Origin of the sequence: Carboxylicivirga caseinilyticus, from assembly GCF_050589785.1 — a bacterium.
GTDB lineage: Bacteria > Bacteroidota > Bacteroidia > Bacteroidales > Marinilabiliaceae > Carboxylicivirga > Carboxylicivirga caseinilyticus.
The window spans coordinates 73,495-90,618 of sequence record NZ_JBNGOX010000018.1 but is presented as its reverse complement, the minus strand read 5'-3'; the positions used below and the strand labels follow the sequence as shown (position 1 = coordinate 90,618).

General features: G+C 35.5%; 8 protein-coding genes. 2 read left to right on the top strand and 6 right to left on the bottom strand.

All coding sequences use genetic code 11. The annotated features are described in order from the left end of the window. The first annotated feature begins 87 nt into the window (after positions 1 to 87). Both hutH and ychF read left to right on the top strand, forming a co-directional pair. Positions 88 to 1,599, top strand: coding sequence for a histidine ammonia-lyase (gene hutH / locus ACRD62_RS11060; protein ID WP_430820173.1), 1,512 nt, complete (start codon positions 88 to 90; stop codon positions 1,597 to 1,599). A 140-nt stretch (positions 1,600 to 1,739) separates the two neighbouring features. Then, the gene (ychF, locus tag ACRD62_RS11055; protein WP_430820172.1) at positions 1,740 to 2,840 is read left to right on the top strand and encodes a redox-regulated ATPase YchF; all 1,101 of its coding nucleotides are present in this window, start codon (positions 1,740 to 1,742) and stop codon (positions 2,838 to 2,840) included. Positions 2,841 to 3,161: 321 nt separating this feature from the next. Here ychF and ACRD62_RS11050 read toward each other — a convergent pair whose 3' ends face one another. The 6 genes from ACRD62_RS11050 to ACRD62_RS11025 all read right to left on the bottom strand — a co-directional run bounded on the left by ACRD62_RS11050 (position 3,162) and on the right by ACRD62_RS11025 (position 17,021). Then, entirely contained in the window at positions 3,162 to 3,551 is a 390-nt protein-coding gene (locus tag ACRD62_RS11050; protein ID WP_430820171.1) for a DUF3859 domain-containing protein, read from the bottom strand. 1 nt (position 3,552) lies between these two features. Continuing rightward, positions 3,553 to 5,760 carry a tetratricopeptide repeat protein gene (locus ACRD62_RS11045; protein ID WP_430820170.1) on the bottom strand — a complete coding sequence of 736 codons (2,208 nt, stop codon included), beginning with the start codon at positions 5,758 to 5,760 and terminating at the stop codon, positions 3,553 to 3,555. A gap of 3 nt (positions 5,761 to 5,763) precedes the next feature. After that, positions 5,764 to 9,606 (bottom strand): translocation/assembly module TamB domain-containing protein, encoded by a 3,843-nt coding sequence (locus ACRD62_RS11040; RefSeq protein ID WP_430820169.1) that lies wholly within the window; start codon positions 9,604 to 9,606, stop codon positions 5,764 to 5,766. 3 nt (positions 9,607 to 9,609) lie between these two features. Beyond that, complete coding sequence (locus ACRD62_RS11035; protein WP_430820168.1) at positions 9,610 to 11,430, bottom strand: BamA/OMP85 family outer membrane protein; 1,821 nt, start codon at positions 11,428 to 11,430, stop codon at positions 9,610 to 9,612. A 95-nt stretch (positions 11,431 to 11,525) separates the two neighbouring features. Continuing rightward, positions 11,526 to 14,921, bottom strand: a complete 3,396-nt coding sequence (locus ACRD62_RS11030) for a two-component regulator propeller domain-containing protein (protein ID WP_430820167.1) — start codon at positions 14,919 to 14,921, stop codon at positions 11,526 to 11,528. Positions 14,922 to 15,110: 189 nt separating this feature from the next. After that, entirely contained in the window at positions 15,111 to 17,021 is a 1,911-nt protein-coding gene (locus tag ACRD62_RS11025; RefSeq protein ID WP_430820166.1) for a beta-N-acetylhexosaminidase, read from the bottom strand. Positions 17,022 to 17,124: the final 103 nt, after the last annotated feature.

Below are 17,124 nucleotides of genomic sequence, written 5' to 3'. Positions count from 1 at the left end.
CTCTTTGTATTCATCGTTGAGGTGGATCAATTTAGCTTTTGCAAAAAAGCATCCAAATCAGTCATATCAAAGTTTTGAATTTTATTTATGGACAAAATATTTTATATCTCCCCTAAACCATTAACATTTGAAAATATTGAAACCATTCTTTCAGAAGGGTATCACCTTAAATTATCAGATGAGTCAATTGAATTGATTCAGGTATGTAAAAAGTATCTGGATGATAAAATTGCCAAAGAAGATGGTCCTGTTTATGGTATCAACACTGGTTTCGGTGCCTTGCATAGTATCTCCATTTCAAAAGATGACTTGAGTCGATTACAGGAAAATCTGGTAAAGAGTCATGCTTGTGGAATTGGCAGGGAAGTACCACGCGATGTGGTTAAGCTGATGTTAATGCTGAAGATTCATGCTTTAAGTTTGGGTAACTCAGGGGTACAGTTGGCTACAGTGAATCGATTGATCGATTTCTTCAATAACAATATTTATCCGATTGTATTCGAACAAGGATCATTGGGAGCTTCAGGAGATTTGGCTCCACTGGCACATCTGTTTCTACCATTAATTGGAGAAGGTGATGTTCACTTCAACGGAGAAACTCGTCCTGCCATTGATGTATTAAACGAAAAAGGGTGGGAGCCTATTAAGCTGGGAGCAAAAGAAGGATTAGCTCTGTTGAATGGAACGCAGTTTATGAGTTCGCATGCAGTTTATACTTTGCTCAAAGCTTTTCGACTTTCAAAGTATGCAGATATCATTGCTGCCTTGTCGTTGGATACTTTCGATGGACGTATTGAACCATATTTTCCTCAGTTGCATACTATCCGTCCTCATAAAGGACAGATTGAAACAGCCCGTAATATCAAAGCTATCCTGGAAGGAAGTGAATTAATTACAAGGCCTAAGAAACATGTTCAGGATCCTTATTCCTTCCGTTGTGTGCCTCAGGTCCATGGCGCTATTAAAGACGCAATAAACTATGTGGCTGGTGTGGTGCTTACTGAAATAAACTCAGTAACCGATAATCCGATTGTTTTTCCGGATGATGATATGATTATTTCCGGAGGTAATTTTCATGGAGAACCACTGGCTCTGGCAATGGACTTTCTGGGCATTGCCATGAGTGAGATCGGAAGTATCTCGGAGCGTCGTACTTATCGATTGATATCGGGGGAACGTGGATTGCCTGAATTTTTGGTTGCCAATCCGGGCCTAAACAGTGGTTTTATGATACCACAGTATTCTGCTGCTTCCATCGTGAGTTTGAATAAGCAAATGGCCACGCCTTCTTCGGTTGATAGCATTCCATCATCCAATGAGCAGGAAGATCATGTAAGTATGGGGGGTAATGCAGCTACCAAGGCATTGAAAATAGCAGATAATGTAGAACGTGTTTTGGCCATTGAATTATTCAATGCTTCTCAGGCAATGGAATTTCGCCGTCCTGCCAGAACATCAGAGTATCTTGAAAATTTCTTAAGTCAATATCGTGATTATGTCACTTTTGTGGAAGAAGATAAAATCATGTACAAGGAAATACAGAAAAGTGTCGATTTTCTTCAAAACGGAAGATTCGATGAGTTTCATTCTGCTGAATAAATAAGGAAAAGATTGATATTAATTTAAGGAATGTTCACAATAAAGGGCATTCCTTTTTTATTTTAACTGGTTCAGGTTTTTTACCTAATGAAAATTGCAGTACTTTTGCGGCTGAATTTTAGCAAAGTAAATATCATCATATGGCATTACAGTGTGGAATAGTTGGTTTACCGAATGTGGGTAAGTCAACCTTGTTTAATTGCTTATCAAATGCAAAAGCCCAATCGGCAAACTTTCCGTTTTGTACAATCGAACCGAACGTGGGAGTGATTACCGTCCCTGACGAACGATTGGTGAAGTTGGAAGAGTTGGTGAAACCACAGCGTGTTCAACCAACAACTGTTGAGATTGTAGATATCGCAGGTTTGGTAAAAGGAGCTAGTAAAGGTGAAGGATTGGGTAATAAATTCCTTGCCAATATTCGTGAAACGGATGCGATTATTCATGTATTACGTTGTTTTGATGATGATAATGTGACTCATGTTGATGGATCAGTGAATCCGGTTCGTGATAAAGAAATCATTGACATGGAGCTTCAGTTTAAAGATTTGGAAACCATTGAGGCACGATTGCAAAAAACTGAGAAAGCTGCCAAAGCTTCAAAAGATCAGGATGCTAAAAAATTAGTTGAGGTTCTTTACAAGTTTAAGGAGGCACTGGAGAATGGTAAGTCGGCCCGTACTGTTGAATTAACTGAGCATGAGGAAAAAGTAAGCAAAGATTTATACCTATTGACTAACAAACCGGTTATGTATGTTTGTAATGTTGATGAGGATTCAGTTATAAGTGGTAATAAACATGTTGATGCTCTTCGTGAAGCAGTTAAAGATGAGAATGCTGAAATACTGATGATAGCAGCCAAAACAGAATCTGAGATTGCTGAGTTGGAGACATTTGAAGAGCGTCAGGAGTTTTTGGAGGATATGGGATTGACTGAATCAGGTGTATCAAAGCTTATTCGTTCTGCTTATTCGTTATTGGAACTACAAACTTATTTTACTGCAGGAGTAAAAGAAGTACGTGCCTGGACATTTCATAAGGGGTACCTGGCTCCTCAGGCTGCCGGAGTAATTCACTCTGATTTTGAAAAAGGCTTTATTCGTGCTGAGGTTATAAAGTATGAAGATTTTGTGACCTTGGGATCAGAACAAGCTTGTAAGGAAAAAGGAAAAATGAGCATTGAAGGAAAAGAATATGTTGTGCAAGATGGCGATATTATGCACTTCCGTTTTAATGTATAATATTGAAAATCATATATATTTAGAAGGTTTCACAGTAGTGGAACCTTTTTAGTATAAAAATTTTGTAAAAACAAATTGAAACTCAAGGCGGTTAAAAAATGTCAATCTAACGTTAATTACTGTTAAAGGGCGTGCAAAATAGAAAAATGCCTACTATGTTTGTAATTAATTTATGACCAAGAAAGAATCGAAAAGAATGAAAAAGGAAAGTGATTTAACATTGAAATTGAAGCGGAAGATCTTCATCTATTCGATCATTGAAGTAGTTTTGATCGCCGCATTATTAGGCTTCGTTATGTTTTTAATAATGGTGCTAATGAACTAGTACAGGAAAAGAAATAATTTCTTCTCCGCTATCAGTTTGCCATCCAACCATGTGTAGAGCTTCCATTCGCCAGCTTTGTCTTCGTACGGCTCCCACACAGTATCTCCAAGAAAAAATTCATACGTATTAGAATTGACATAATATTCACCCTCAAAAGGTGGTTCAATTTCACCTTTATCATTTTTAAAGGGTGGATGTTCAATTTTAAATACTAACTTTTTACCTTTAGCTCCTTTGATTTTAAGTACATAACCAAATTCAATATCATCTTTGATAGGAATGCGATCGGTTATTTCTAAAAGTTTAGGCAGGTCTTTTGACTGACGCTCCCAGCGATTATAAATGCCGTAACTATATAATTCGTGTGATATTTTCTTCTTTGCCATTCTATTCTTCCAGTGAGTAGCGAATTTGATCCAACATTAACGGGATGTCTGGTTTTTCAATTCCATGAGTTAATAAATGAGGAATGTCTTCCTGAAATGTTTCCAAAAATTCATTAAACGAATGGTTGGGTAGTTTTATACTTTTCTGATAGCTGGCCAAGGCCTCTTTACGTAATTTTTTACACCAAAGTGTATGTCCCAGATTTATTAAATCCTGTTTATTGGTTTCTGCAACCAGAATCTTGTTGTAATACTTTTCTGCCTGATCGAATTTACCCAAAACAAACGAACACCATCCGATTGCTCTTCCTACTTTATGATTTCCCGGATCAAGGTATTCTACTTTAAAATAATATTTTAAAGCTTCTTCAAATTGTTCCAGTTCCAGGTAGCAGTGTCCGATAGAGGCTTGTGTTGAAAGGTTTTCAGGATCGATATTTTCTGCCTCTTTATAATATTGTAATGCTTTTTCGGGGTTCTTTAAATGGCGGTAACAAAGAGCAATCTTCTTTTTATTCCATACACTTTCAGCACCAATTAAATCGGCTTGTAAATATTTAGCAAGAGCTTTCTCAAACTGATTAAGTTTTTGATAACCAAAGGCAATTTTTTGAATGATATCAACAGCTGTTTGATCCTTTTCGTAGATCTGGTTAAAGATATCTATCGCCTCATCATAGTATTCCTTTTTAAAATAATATTCAGCCAATTCTCGTAATGAAGAATCCTCAGTTACAAGTTTTTTAAAGAACCACTTATTATGAAAATCCATCGGCTGAGTAAAGATGTCGTCGAGTTGATGGCGTTGTGGATGAACTTTGATCAGTCGATATAAATCCTGTATAAACTGGTTCGAAGCAATCAGCTTTCCCTGGTTAGCCTTTAATGCTTTTTCGTCTTTGTTGATTTCTGCCATTTGTTCCATCTCAGCCGAAAACATCTGACCCATTAAATCCTTTTGCATCGAAGGCATATGAGGAATACTGAGCATTAAAGAATATTTATCAGAGTTGCATAGAAACCTCGACTCAGCCAGATTATCAAGTAATGATGAACTTTTAAAAAGATCGCTCTCGGAATCCAATGCCTTTTTTATCTCGGGGTGAGAAGGATAAAATGGTAAAAGCCAGTTAGCAAAAGAATTGAAGAACGAGAAGTGCTTCAGGTGTTTAAAGGTAGACAGAAATACATCAGCACCTTCCATCTGCCATTGAGTAAGCTCTTCCATCTTGGAGATCAGACTGGGTGAGTCTTTGAAAAAATCTTCCCATTCCGGATTCTTATCATCTGTTAGATTCTCACTTAGCATATTCTCCAGATCAAGTTTGTTTTTAAACTTGGGTTGCATTTTTACTACCTCAGGAAGTATTTCATCATGAAGCTTCTGTGAGATTCGTTGTGTTTCTTTTGTTCTGATTAATTGAATGATGATGCTTTCAATCAGTGTAATCCATTTATTTTCTTCTGCCAGTAATGTAAAGCGTGAATGAATTTTAGGGTTTAGAGGTAAACGGGCATCATATTTCAGAAACGATAAAATTAATGTTGTGACAGCACGAGAGCTTATACTATCATTTTCATTAAGAGCTAAATCCATTAATAAATCCAAATACTCTGGGATGAAAGAATGAAGAAGAGCCAGATTAAGAGCTCCCACCAATTGCGCTTTCAAATACCATGGATAGGATGAGTTATTAAAAAGGCTCTTTAACTTATCAAGGTCACCTTCTGATAAGGTGGAAGCACTCCATAAATATTGAAAGATTCTTACACTAATATTTTGTATTTCCTGAGCATTTTCGGCTTCGGGATTCACAATTTTTTGAAGTTCAATGCCATTCCAAAGTTGAGCATACTCATCCAATAAAACACTGAGTTGGATGGATGCGTTTTCGCGACGAAGCTCAAAAATGATGTCGTTGGAATATTTCAACATCAGTTTGTTATAGGCATTGTCAGCTAATCTGTAGACATCCCTCACCAAATGATTGTAGATCTTTTGTCGTTCAGGGTCGGTTATGCCTTCCACAGTATAGCGAAGCATGTTTTTATAGGTGAATTCAAGATTATAATGAGTGTCGATAAGATCGCCGTCGTGAGCATCTTTCACCAGGTCTTCAATCATATCGAGGCTATCTTTGATACGTTTTGAAGCTAGTTTCTTACAAATAGCATTATGCTTCGATTTTAATTCGCGCGTATTTATCATCACCTAATCTTTTTTGGATTCGAACTTCAAAATTACATCAAAACCTGATTCTTTGGAACTCCCGCTTTGTAATCTCATGAATAAATTTTTACTTAACTCATATTCCAGTGTGATAATCTCTGGTGTTATTTCATCTCCATCGGTTTCGCCAAAGCCACGTTGATAGATAACAAAAAGATCATTCGTAACATATTTACCAACCACAAAAGCTGCGCTTTGCCAGTTTTCTGCCGCAGTCACCTCAATCATGTCGAGGTTGAATTGAGTACCTAAAGTTTTACTTAATTGCGATGTAAGGGCTTTTGTCAACATATTGGTTCCGATTGCTCCACTAATTCCATTCTGTCCTGAGTAGGATAGTTCATCCATCGTCTTTCCAAATATGAGGATACTAATGGCATCTCCTTCTGTAATGGAAGAATCATCCAGCTTAAATGAGATAGCAGGTTCAGATAATTTTTCACTGACAGAAAGTTCCAGGGTTCGTTTTTCTTTGTCTGGTCCTCGATAAGTATAACTGGCATTAAAATTCAGAATAGGATCTATCTCCTTACCTCCCTGAAAAGTTAAAGTACCTTCGTTAATCACCAGTTTTTTACCATATAGAATATAATGTCCACGGTTAATACCTAATTCACCATATAACTCAAAATACGGATTACTCTTTTCTATCTCCAGATCGCCCCAGATCTCAATGCCCATATCTTCACTTCTCAACCAGGTATTACGAGGTATTTCCAGTTCAAGCCGACCTTGTAAATTGGTAATGAATGGAGATGTTTCTTCTTTCTTTTTTCGAAGACTAATATGCTGTTGTGAACCAGATATAGTATCTGAGGCTGCAGTAGCCTGAACCAGTAGAGGTACATTCTGTTCTTTAGTCTCATTGTCAGAATCCATGAAGGCAGGAAGGTAAAATTCAGACCTAAGAACTTTAATCTTACCTCCAAAACGGCTTTCTGATTCAGAATTTGTAAAAAAGGTCTTAGCATCAATCAATGCAGAATAATCGTGGTGTTTGATCACATAAAAGTTATTGGCATTCGCTTCCAGTGTTGAGCTATGGATTGAACCGCTTACTAAACTACTATCAAAAACAGCAGCACCAGTCATGGTTAAATAGCCTTTGTCGCGTTTTATGATGAAGGTATCAATGGCCACTTTATTACTGTCGAAATTTAAGGCTATTTGTGCATTACTCATGTCAATTCCATAACCAGGGTGACTATACTTTCCATTTTGAAGATTAAAATTGCCATAAAGAAGCGGTTTTGAAAACTCTCCTTTCGCCCTGATATTGGCATCAAGTAACCCTTCAACTTCTAGTTGTGCAATTTTCGCGGTTGGAGCAGCAATATCGAAGGAGTCAAGACGCAAGGTTGCCTCGAAATAATCACTCATATTAAAAATGAAACCTGTTGTATCAAAACGTGTTTCAAATGGTGTTGTTAAACTAAGGTTGAATTCTTTTTTATTCTCCGGATTGATAAAACTACTTTTTAACGTATCATTCTTAAGAGTTAAGTTACCTTCAAAAAAGGGCAGTTGAATTTGATCGTATTGGCCGTTTTTTACGTTGAATGTTGATTTTAATTCAGGAGACTGAGGCTGTCCTGTTAATCTCATATTGATTGAAAATAATCCATCAATATAATCATCCAGTATATTTAGCCGGGTTAATGAATTTAAATCGAAGTTATCTACAACAAAATCAAGATCCTGTGTTCGGTTGGCTCCAAATGTTCCTTTTGCTCTCAAGGAAAATTGGGGTGATAATTCATCTTTTAATGCCAAATCTTTAATGGTGAACTCATTATTGTAAAATTCAACTAAATTTATGGTGTCGGTTGTATAATAACGGATTCGTGGAGTATTGAATCGTAAATTGTCAATATTGATGCCTAATGTATCGGCCAGATGAATATGTGTTTTTAATTTAGTGTTGATACTGTCTTTTTTAGCAAATACTTCAGCAAATAAGGTGTCTTGTTTATAATTAGCTTCGCCGTAAATGGTGTCAGCCAATATATCATTGTTTTGCAAGGCTTGAATCTGGAAAGATGTTTTAGCCTGTATAAGATTCTCGATATAGTTAACATTTAACCGGGCATTCATTTTATTACTTGATAAAGAATAGCCATTGAATTCAGATACTGTTAGATGGCCTGTAGTATTTAGAGAATCAATTGAGCCATTGAAGGACAATTGTCCTGTAGCCTGTGTAAAATTGAATTCAGGTGCTAGAAAGTACTGCAGGAAGGTAAGTGAATCAACCACAAAATCAGCATTACCATTTAGTTCTTTTGATAATAACTGAAAGTTACCGGAAGCATCAACTTTTCCACCTGGTAAGAGGATTCTGCTTTCTGATATATTGAGAAGGTTATCTTTTAGATTGGCTTTAATATAGGCCGAGTCGACTGGGACGCCATAAATGTTGCTTTGCGAAATATTAATTGTACTAGTTGCGTCAATACTATCAGTACTTAGGCCTTTCCCAATAACTAAAATTTTGCCATTTGCCATACCAGCATCATCTGATATTATTTTACTTAAAAGTAAACTGTCAATCTTTAAACTTGCTTTGTAAGTTGGATTTGAAGTATAGTTTCGTAACTCAACATTTCCTTCTGCCCTCCCCAAGTAAGATTGTGCAATCAAGCTTGAACTGACATTGAAATTATTTTGCTGAGCATTAAACTTAAAAATTTTAAAATGATGATCTAAATAAGTCGAACCGGTTAAATCGCCTTTAATATTTTCCCAGGTTGTATAGTCTAAAAGATGATTACCCTTAATGTTAATATTTCCTTGTAATGTACTATTGGTATTATTCATCAACCACCAATTTTCAGGATGGACATCAACGAATGCAAGCTCTGCGTTAAATGGGATCTGCTTTACTTTATTGTTTGAATAGTCCTCAAGCCTTAAAATTTGTGCTTTCAAATGAACCTCTTCCTCATTTACAGTTATGCCAACATTGAAAAAACTAGTGTCATTCCGTGTCAGATATTCTAATTTAACTTTAGGGGATACTGGCAATTGAACTGATGGAATAAATATTTTAATTTCATCCTTACTGATCGGATCAGCTTTAAGTTGAGCAGTACTTTTATCAATGGATTGATACTTGCCTGAAGCTTCAAATAACGAACGGGATGTTTCAACGTTTAGGCTGTCGATGCTTATTAAAGAGCCGTCTTGCTTAAAATGGCCGTTTATTTTTCGAATGGTAAGATCAGGTTTTATCGAAACTAATTCAAGGTTATGCAGCTTAAAATCCATAAGCTCCTGTTTATAATAAAACGAAGCAAAGAGGTTCAGGTTTTGAATGCTGTCGGGCAATAGTTCTATTGTTGAGTTTGAGGCAATGTTCCAGTTGTTTAGCCGAATGGTATCAATTTGTATGGCATACGAAAAAGGAGCTGAAGAAGTAGTTGTATCTCCAGATGTGGGTATAATATCTGCAATTTCCCATCTGCCTTTCTCATCCTGATAAAACGATCCATCAAGGTTATTGATGATAAAAGACGAAATCTCAATTTTTTGCTCTAATAATGACCAAATGTTAAATTGAAGTTGAATTGATTCAACCTGAGTAATTATGCTACTATCTGTTTTTTGCCGAAGCTTAACTCCTGTTAAATCCAAATAACTGTAGTAGTTGCTATTGAAACCATCAACAGATATAATTGCATTAAGCTCTTTGTTAATAACATTTACAACTTGTTTTTTAACTATCCTATCAAACCATAATGTTTGAGTGAAAAGCATCAATAGGATTAGAACAACAAAAAATGTTGCAATCAGATACGACAGATATTTGATGCTTTTTTTTATCATATATTAAAATGGGTGGCCGATATTAAAGTGTATTTGCCACTGTTTTTCTGAATCAAAGATTGGTCGGGCAAAATCAATACCAGCCGGACCAATTGGGGTATCATATCTGATGCCTAATCCTGAGGCATAACGTAAATCATTCAGTTGGTATTTGAATGATGGTTCCCAAACATTACCCAGATCAATAAATGTTGCTACTATTAATTTTGGGGCGATATTATATCTGGCTTCAAAGCTTCCTTCGAGTAAGCTCTTACCGCCGATTGGATTGCCAGACTCGTCTTTGGGGCCCAGGTTTGATCTAGACCATCCTCTGACAGAGTGTGCTCCACCTGCATAGAATCTTTCCTCGGAAGGAATAAAATTTAAACCATCAGTTCCTTTAGCCATACCTATCTTGCTCTTAAACGCAAGTGTCAACCCATAGTTCAATCCCCAATACCTTTTGTATTCAAGAATGCTTTTGTAGAATGGCATATCATGAGTGATGTATAAACCGTTGGTTTTAATGTTTAGTGAGAGGGAATGACCGCTGATAGGATTTAATTTGGGTTCGCCATTGAAATAAGTAAAACCGATTGAAATACCTGATTTTAAATAAACAGATTCAGGTAATTCATCTATGCCAGATAAATAGAAATTAGTCGTGTCGTTTGTTACATCTTCGAAAAAGAAATTGATATTGGAATTGAAATTATCCGATAAGTTTTGCAGGAATGTAAAATTGAAACCATTTTTTTTAACGCTGTATCCGGGTTCCTTTTGTTCCTGAATATATGGATTAACAATTATTGAGTTGATTGGAAATAATACTGCTGGTTGTGTAAATTTCAGGTCAAAATTATAGGGCTCCAGTGCAGAATGTTTAGCACTTAGGTTTATTCTGCCTAAATTGGTTAAAAAGCCTAGATATTGCACTTCACCAAATACTCTGAATTTATCTTCCCGGCCATAACCTGCACCAAACCGGGTGGTCCATTTGGGAGCCTCTTTCAGAATTATTTCAATAGGTATAGTGTCTTGTTGTTGTTCTGTAGGAGCGGTTTTAACTGAACTAACCCTGAACATGCCCAGATTGAAAATTCGTTTCTGTGTGAGGTCAATATCTGCTTTTGACCATACATCACCTTCACTAAAAGTTAGTTGTTTTCGTATGTTCTTTTCTTTGATACGATTGTTGCCTATGATCTGTATTTTACCAAAATGAGTCAGGTTTCCTTTCTCAACTTCCCACAAAACTTTAGTTGTTGATTTTACGGTATCAACCATCAATTGGAAGTCAGCATCAGCAAAAGCATAACCAATATTATTGAATTGGTTGACGATTAACTGTTGGTCGTGTATACACCACTCATCACGAAAAATATTATCAGCCCGTAAATCTGACTGAAGTCTTATATTCCTTAATCCTTTTCGGGGTAATTCATTGGAAATCTTTTTTGTTGAATCAATTAGATAATCTACGGATTCAACTTTAATGGGCTCATCTTCTTCAATGTTGAAGGTTAAAATGACTTTGTTTTTTTTTGTGATTCTGATGGTTGGGTCCAGAAAATGAATATCTAAATAGCCTTCTTGCTGATAAAAGGTTTTTAATCGTTTAATGTCTGATAAGTAAAGGCTTCGTGAATAAAAAGAAGGGTCCTTTTTGAGTATTTTTTCTTCAAAATATGAAGTGCCCTGTAAACTTATCTGTTCTTTAAGTTTAAGATTGTTAAAGGCAGTATTACCCTTGAATTTAATTTTCTTAACCTTTAAATTTTCTTGCGAATTGGCTAAGAGAACTGAAAGCAAAAGCAAAATAATGGTCGTAGTTCGAATCAATGTGTTACATAGTTAGGAACTCAAATATACGTATTTTCAATGTCAACTGGATTTTGGTTATTGATTTTGCAAGGTAATAACCATGATTTCATCAGTTAAAGAGGTATAGTAAAACTAAATCGTGATCCTTTGCCAATCTCGGATTCAACACTCATTTCCCCTCCCAGATTATCGATGATTTGTTTTGATATTGAAAGGCCTAGTCCTGTTCCGCCGTATAACTGACCTCCATTATTATTTGCCTTATTAAAGCGTTCGAATATATGCTCGAAACTTTTAGGTTCGATACCTATGCCAGTATCCTTGACAAAGAACTCAAGCAGGTCATCGTATTTATTATAGCCGAACTCAATAGAACCAGATTCAGTATATTTAATAGCGTTGCTAAGTAGATTAGAAAGTACTTGTTTTAAACGGTACGGATCACTATTGATAATAAATTCGGGTTCGGAAGGGTTACATAAATCGATGGCGATATTGTTTTTGTGTAATCTTATTTTTTCATGACGGAACGTGTTAAGAAGTTCGAGCAGAGCTCCATTAACATCAAAATTTTTGTAGATAAGCTTAAGCTGACCTGCTTCAATTTTGGCAAGATCAATGATATCATCAATCAGGTGGAGTAGACTGTCTCCATTGGTCTGAATCTGGTCAATAAAGTTTACCTTTTCTTCATCAGAAAAATCTGAGTGTCGCAGTAAAGTTGAGAATCCAATAATAGCATTCATAGGAGTTCGAATTTCATGACTCATATTGGCCAGGAATGCGGTCTTCAAACGATCTGATTCTTCAGCTTTATCTTTTGCTGCAGCTAATTCTTTTGTACGTGTTGTAACCAATTCCTCAAGGTGATTTCTATGTTCTTCCAGAATTTCATTCTGTGTGATGATCTCCTCGTTTTTTTGTTCAAGCAACTCTTTCTGTGTTGTTATTTCTTCTTTCTGTTCTTCTAATTTTTCATTGGCTTCGTGCAGTGAGAATGTTCTTTCTCTAACTAGTTGTTTTAATCTCTCTTCTTTATTCTTGAGCATTTTAATTCTCACAAAATAAAATAGTAAAGAAGCAGAAATAATAAAGGCTACCAATAGGGTTCTGAACCACCATTCTTTATAGAAAGGAGGTTGTACAATAATTTTTAATTCGGTTCCTTTTTCATTCCAAACACCATCGTTGTTGGAGGCTTTCACTTTCAAGGTGTAATTGCCAGGAGGTAAGTTGGTATAAGTTATGAACCTCCTGTTTTCCGACATGTTCCATTCTTTCTCAAATCCATCAAGAATATAGGCATATTGATTTTTATTGCTTTGAATATAGTTTAGAGCAGAAAACTCGAATGAAACAACATAGTCGGTATTCTTAATCTTAAGTTCATCGCAATATTCAATTACCTCATTAATTTTCTGAGGTTGATCAGATGAAGGATCAAATATAATTTCTTTGTTATGAATCAATAGTTTGGTAATTCGAACCGGAGGGGGCAGGATGTTGGACATTAATTCTGTAGGATTAATTACATTAAATCCATCCGTGCCACCAAAATACAAATTGCCTTTTGGGTCGATGTATTTTACACCTTGCGAAAAGTCATTGCTTTGTAAACCATCATCTTTTGTAAACAGGGTAACTTTCTTAGTTGATGGATTGAATTTGATTATTCCTTTATTCGTACCAATCCATAGATTACCTATAAGATCCTCTTCTATGCTTACCGAAAGGCTTGATAGCAACTCATCTTCATCTCCCAAATGTTTAATCTGATCAGTTTCTATATCGTAAGAAAGTAGTCCATTGGAAGTAGCAAGCCACACAATATTTTTATCCTTCAATATATCTAATGTTCGATAAGCTCCCTTATCATCTGTTGATTTTATTAATCGGGCTTCCGAAGTAAGGTGATTGAATTTAATTAAACCAGCATCTGTTGAAAGCCAAAGAAGTTCTTCTCCATCTGGAATGATTGAATAAACTTTTATGGGATTGGGTAGCTTAAGATAATCCTGGATATTGTTGATAATTGAAATAGACTCTGTTTTTTTATCGAAACAAATGACTCCATCGAAAGTGCCAATCCATAATTTATTGTTTAGCGAATCGTCTACTAATTCAATTGGCTGAAGATCTGCGTCTTCTAAAGTGATTGTTTTAATAACCTCCAGGTTTTGGGCATCAATTTTAAAGAGTTGCTTGTCTGCTTCCATCTGACAACCCCAAATTATTTTGCCATCTGTTTTTAAATCTTTAGTAAATACATTGAAGTGTTTATCTCTGATTAATCCTAAATGTGTGATTTTTCTATTGACTTGATCTATAACATTGACATTGTTTTGTCTGCCGTATCCCGAAATCCATATTCGGTTAAGATAATCACTCGTTATAGAAGTTACACTTTCAAAGTCAATTGAGTTTTTATAGCTACTTTTATAAGTTTTGAATTTTCGTAGAGTTGGATGCCAAATATCCACTCCTTTGCCATAAGTACCAATCCACATTGAACCGTTACGATCTTTGAATAGGCTTAAAATAACATCCCAGCTAATTGACTCATCGTTGTCAATATTATATCGGTAACGGCTGAATTTTTGGTTTGTCAGATCATAAATAAATAATCCATGGCCAACAGAACCAATCCAAACCTGATCTTCATATGCCGAAATACTATTGATGGGTATGATTTCATTAGGCTCAAGTTCCAGAACTTTTGCTGTATTCAAATCAACCTGACGATTGATATCGATAGAAAAAAACTGGCCTCCGCCAGTACCAGCCCATAAATGATTGCCATGAATATGAATAGTCTTGATGGAATTTAAGTATGGCTTGTCTTTATCTTCAAACCTGAATAAACTTAGAATGCCATTGTTATTATTGTATCTGTATAAACCACCTGGTGATGCCAACCATATATTACCGTTTTTGTCTTCAGCTATTTGTATTGGAGCATTTTTATCCAAATCATATTGTGGCGAATTCTCCTGAACGATTGGTTGTAATATATCTTTTGAAGAATTATAAAGAACGACACCTCTTGTTGTTCCAATCCACATCTGATTTTTGAAATCTAAATGCATGAACAAAATATCATCACTTGGTAGCAGAGGATAAGTACTTGTGTTAATCCTTTTTTCTATTTGTCTGGTCTTGAGATTTAAGATGTCTATTCCTTTAGAGGTTCCAATCCAAAGATTATCGTTTTTGTCCTGAGCTAATGTTTTAATTCTATTCTCAGAAAGAAAAAAGGAGCTGTTATGATAACTTAAAAAAGTAATGATATTATAACCGTCAAATCTATTTAATCCATGCGATGTACCTAACCAAATAAATCCATCTTTGTCTTGAAATATAGTGTTGATGGTATTGTCTGAAAGGCCATTGTTATTATTGAGGTGATTAAATTTGAACGTAGAAGCACTAATGATTTCAGCATAACTGACTGTTATGGATGAAATCATTTGAAAAAATATGATAGTCCAAAATAACTTTTGGTATTTCATTCAACCTCTGTTTTAAAACCAACTAATGGATTTCTATATACAATAATTAAAAAAAATCATTCGGTAAGTCAAGTAAATCCTAACAAAAATTTTATTCTAATGCAATACGAATGTTATTTGTAATAGATACCCCGATTTGGTTAAATCTGATTCTGCATTTACCAATGGGCTTATTTGTCTGATAAATGATTATTCGTAGGATTTTTTTATGTTTTCAAGTTTGGTAACCGAATCCTCAAGTCCACCTTTTCTATTACGAAGCATCCATATGGTTTGATGTTTCATTATAATATAGTCGAGGGTATCAATAAATTCTTTCTGTTTGTGTAATGAAATATCTTTAAAATAACCTTCATGTGTTTGAGATTTAGCAATTCCAACGTCACAGGCATGTATTGCTAATTTAGCGGCTAATTGAATTTCTTGTTTAACAGTGTTTGAATCATAGGATGATATTTGAGCATTCCCTAATAATTCAATCTGATCATTTATGAAATTTTTTGTTCGAGCAAGTTTCTCCGCATAGATTTGTTTTAACCAGCGATCTGTTTTTATTGAATGATTATTGCGCCGCAAAAGCTGATAGAATATATTACTGTTGTCAGTTATAGCTCCGGTTTTTAGGTATGCATTACCGAGGTTTACTAGCACTTTACCGGCAATGTCAGTTTCATCCAGCAAAAGAAATTGAGAAGTAGCCTTGGCAATATCCATATCTTTACTGTCCGATACATTCCAGCTTAAAGCGGCACCGTATATAAATGATGGGTAAGAGACTGATAACGGTTGCCAATGACCATGATCGCCCCAGTCAGTTATTAAATAACCTTTGGCGTTATGTCTTTTGCCGTTTTCGGCTGCATTTAACAGGTTAGCAAAAGCATTTTTGTTTCTGCCAATTATTGTTAGCCATGATGAGGTACCCGGACAAACATAGTAATCCAAGCCTGCTTCAGCAAATTGTTTACATTGTTTATCGAAAGGGTGATTGGCTTCGTATCCCCAGATAAGGGCAACCATATCTTTAGGCAATTCACTGATCAATTCCGGGTGATTTAAGATGATGTCGCCCCAAAACTGAGTTGTTCTTCCATACTTATCAACTTCTTTCTTAAGTTCCAGCAAGTAGTTTAAGTAAACCTGTCCTTTTCCAGTTTCTTTGCAAAGTCCTTTTGATTTTCCAACACCTAACTCAACCGTTTCGTCACATCCAATATTAAAATATTTGCTTGAGAAATTGGGTAGTAACTCTGCGTACAATTCTTGCATAAGTTCTAATGAACCTTCTTCCATCGGACTCAATGTATTCTTCGATCGCATTCCCCAGATGGTTTTGCCAGGTTCCTCCAGTTCTGCCAGATGTGTGTATTCAGGATGTTTTAACCAGCGATTCATATGACCAAATGAATTCTGATTCGGAACAAGGTCGATAAAACGTTCTTTGCAATATTTATCCAGAGTTTGGATTTCCTGAGGTGTCATGGGACTCGCATCCTTCCATACCATTTCATGGTTTTTGTAAGCAAAGGTGTGTTCGGTATACAACTGAATTTCGTTGATTTTCAAACCGGCCAACTGATCAATCAAACTCATTAAAGTATGCATTGTTGGCACCTTATCACGACTAATATCCAACATTATACCTCTACGAGGAAAATCGGGCTTATCAATAATTTCAACACAAGGCCAGAATCCTGTTTTTTGTGCATAAAATCCAATTTGGTTTAAAGTGACCAAAGCATAGTAGAAGCCAGCATCAGAACCGGATTTGATGGTTATGGCTTCAGGATTTATTGTTAGTTGATATTCTTGATCTGCAATGGTGTAATCGTTTATGAATTGTATTGTCTCAGACTGATTAAACAGCTGAAAAGGACTTATCTGTGTTTTAATGCCGGTTTTAAAAAGACTGTTTTGAAGAAGTAAAGTCTGACCTATAAGTTGATTGTGCGGTAAATTAAGATAACCATTCCTAATACTTAATTTGCCTTCCTTTACAATTATTTTTTTGGGAAGTGGGAGTAAATACTCCTGAAGTTTTTGAGAGGACATATTTACCGAAATAAAGAAGATAAGACAGATTGAAAGTATTTTGTACATAGAACTTTTGTTTACCAGAACTAAGATAAACAAAGGCTTTTAATAAATAATAAGATATCAGGTTTATTGGTTAATAGCTTTAAAATAGTAGATTTGTGTTCTG